Source organism: Kitasatospora sp. NPDC091257, assembly GCF_044757675.1.
Taxonomy (GTDB): Bacteria; Actinomycetota; Actinomycetes; order Streptomycetales; family Streptomycetaceae; genus Kitasatospora; species Kitasatospora lactacystinica.
In genome coordinates this window covers 1-3,262 of sequence record NZ_JBIVVI010001044.1, presented here as the reverse complement: position 1 = coordinate 3,262, position 3,262 = coordinate 1, and the positions used below count along the sequence as shown (strand labels likewise).

Here is a 3,262-nt window from a genome sequence, read left to right as displayed (position 1 = left end):
TGCTCCCCCGGCGTCCGGCGGGTCGGCCAGAGGTCCGACTCGTCCTCCACCTCGACCCGCAGCCGGGCCCGGCCGCCGTCCGCCTCCGGCTCCCGGTAGAGCCGGGCGGTGAACATGGCGTCCCGGTCGGTGTGCCGGATGGCGTTGGTGACCAGCTCGGAGGAGAGCAGCTCGGCGGTGTCGATGAACTCGGCCACGCCCCAGCGGCGCAGCGCGTCGCGCAGTTCGGCCCGCACCTCGGCCACCCGCGCCAGGTCGGCCTGGCCGATCCGGCGGCGCAGCTGCTGGGCGGTCAGGCCGCCGGCCGGGCCGTCCCAGCGCAGGAGCAGCAGCGCTATGTCGTCCTCGCGCTCGCTGGAGTCGGCGGCCTGGGAGGCGATCCGGTCGGCCAGCTCCTCCAGCGGGTCGCGGGCGGCCTGCGCGGCGTCCGGCAGCGGGCGGGCGAGCGCCCGGGTGAGCCGGGCGATGCCCTCGTCCAGGTCCATGCCGCGCGCCTCGACCAGGCCGTCCGTACAGAGCAGCACGGTCTCGCCCGGGTCCAGGCTGAACCGGGTGACCCGGTACTCCTGGTCCGGGTCGATGCCCAGCGGCAGCCCGCCGGCCACCGGCACCACGGCGGCGGTGCCGTCCGCGCGGCGCACCACCGGGTCGAGGTGGCCGGCCCGGACGGCGTAGACCACGCCGTAGTCCACGTTGACCTCGGCGTAGGCGCAGGTCGCGAAGTGGTCGGTGTCGAGGTCGGCGAGGAAGCGCGAGGCGCGGGCCATCACGGCGGCGGGCGGGTGGCCCTCGGCCGCGTAGGCGCGCAACGCGATCCGCAGCTGGCCCATGATCCCGGCGGCGTGCACGTCGTGCCCCTGGACGTCGCCGATCACCAGGCCGACGTGTCCGCCGGGCAGCGGCACCACGTCGTACCAGTCGCCGCCGATCTGGAGGCCGGAACCGGCCGCGAGGTAGCGCACCGCCGTGGTCACGCCCGGGACGGACGGGACGGTGCGCGGCAGCATCACCCGCTGGAGGCCGGCCGCCAGCTCGTGCTCGGCGTCGTGCAGCCGGGCCCGGGCCAGCGACTGGGCGACCAGCCCGCCCAGGGTGGTGAGCAGGGTGCGCTCGTCCGCGTCGAGCTCGCGCTCGTCGTCGAAGCTGACCACGCACACGCCGATCGCCCGGCCGCTGGCCACCAGCGGCAGGTACGCCCAGGAACCCCGGCCGCTGCGGCTGGTCGGCTCCCACACCTCGGGGTAGCCCTCGCGGAACTCCTCGCGGGTCGAGACGAAGACCGGCGTACGGTGGCGCAGCGCCTCGGCCGCCGGGTGCCCGGGCGGCAGCACGGTGCGGTCCCAGACCGCCAGCGTGTCGGCGCGGTAGCCGGAGGCCCCGAGGATCTGCGCCCGGCCGGCCTCGAAGGAGGCCAGCACCAGGCCGTCCGGCGGCAGCCCGGGCAGCGGCAGCTCGGTGAACACCCGGGCCACGTCACGCACGGTGACGGCTTCGGAGAGGGCGCGCGCCGCCTCCTTGATGAACCGGGAGCGCTCCTCGCGCAGCAGCGCCATCCGGTCGGCGTGGTCCCGCTTGTGCAGCTCGACGGTGGCGTCCCAGACGAAGCCGACCATCCGGGAGGCCCGGCCGAAGGCGTCGGCGAGCACCCGGCCGCGGAAGCGCACGGCGCGCATGCCGCCCTTCGCCCCGACCGTGCGGTAGTAGGCGCCGCACTGGCCCAGCTCGGCCACCGCGCGCTCGACCCGGCGGCGCACCACGGGCGCGTCCTCGGGGTGCAGCAGGGCCAGGAAGGAGGCGGCGGTGCGGTCGAAGCGCCCGTGCTCCAGGGCGTCCAGTCCGACGATCGTGCAGGCCCGCTGGTCGCCCTCCAGGACGTCGCGGCGGATGTCCCAGTCGAAGGAGCCGATGCCGTTGGCCGCCATCGCGGGCTCCAGCCAGTCCGGCATGGTGTCCGCGGAGGACGGCGGCAGTCCGCCCGACAGCACGGGCGCCAGCCGGGCGGCGGCGAGGCTCGGCGACGGGCGCACCGCGGAGCCGCGGCGCGTGGTCTGGGCGGGCGGCCGGGCCCGGCCGGTCCCGGTGGTGGTGGCGCCGGCGACGGGCCGCCCGGGAGTGCGCGGCTCCGGGGCGCCCGGCTGCTCGGCGACGCGCGGCTCGACGGCCCGCTGTCCGACCGCTCGCGGCCCGGCGGCTCTCGGGTCGGCGGTGCGCGGCTCCACGCTTCGCGGTTCCACGGTTCGCGGCTCGACGGCGGGCGCCGCGCCGGGAGGAAGTGCCGGCCCCGGCGACTCGGGCTCAGTGGGCATGCTGCTCCTGCCGCTGCCGTGGCGGACCGCGCCGACCGTCCGGACGGGCCGCATGGCGGTGTGATGGGTCGTGCTGGATAGGACGGTGCGACGGACGGTGGCCAGTCGAGGTTCGGTCTCCCCGCTGCTTCCCGCCACGTGGACACACATTCCCACCATCCTGGCCAATGTTCGGCCGAGCGGCAATGCCAACGGGCCGGAAACCTTCCGTTCCGCCTTCTGTTCCGGGCTTCCTTCGACAGCGAATCAATCGATGGCGAACGATCGTACGACCCCGGCGGCGGGCCCGGTGACGGGCCCGGGGGCCGTCGGGCCGTGGCCGCGCCGATGCCGAGACCGGTGCCGGTGCCAATGCCGATGCCGATGCCGATGCCGATGCCGAGAGACTGTGCCGGCGCCGGAGCCGGGATCAGGGCGTGGCGAGTTCGAACCAGGTGACCTTGCCGTCGCCGCGCAGCTGTACGCCCCAGGAGTCCGCGAGCGCCTCCACCAGCAGCAGGCCGCGCCCCGAGGTCGCGTACTCGGCCTCCGGATCGCGGCGGCGCCCGGGAAGTCTGCTGGTGCCGTCCTGCACCTCGATCCGCAGCCGGTGGTCCGAGTCGAGCACCGCGTCGAACACCGCGCCCGTGCCCGTGTGCAGCAGCGCGTTGGTGACCAGCTCGGAGGAGAGCAGCTCGGCGGTGTCGGACAGCTCCGGCACCCCCCAGTGGCTCAGCGCCGAACGCAGCCGCCGCCGGACCGCGCCCACCCCGACCAGGTCCGCCGGATCGAGCGTGAGGTGCAACCGCCGGTGCAGGGCACAACCCGGAGCCGGTGCACCCGGCAGGGTCGTCCCGGTGCTGCCGGTCGGCCCCTGGACCGGCCCGGACCGGTAGGCGTCGCCGGAACTCGTCCGCTGCCGCGGGAATCGCGACTGACCGTCCATCAACCCATGCCCCCGCCCTGAAATCCGGGCC

Annotated in this window: 2 protein-coding genes; both read right to left on the bottom strand. The window is 75.9% G+C overall.

Translation table 11 applies throughout. The annotated features are described in order from the left end of the window. Positions 1–2,219, bottom strand: a 2,219-nt coding sequence (locus tag ACIQOV_RS34050) for a SpoIIE family protein phosphatase (protein ID WP_401054657.1), incomplete at its 3' end; no start/stop codon positions are given. A gap of 496 nt (positions 2,220–2,715) precedes the next feature. Continuing rightward, positions 2,716–3,090, bottom strand: a complete 375-nt coding sequence (locus ACIQOV_RS34045; protein WP_401054655.1) for an ATP-binding protein — start codon at positions 3,088–3,090, stop codon at positions 2,716–2,718. Between the last annotated feature and the right edge of the window lie 172 nt (positions 3,091–3,262).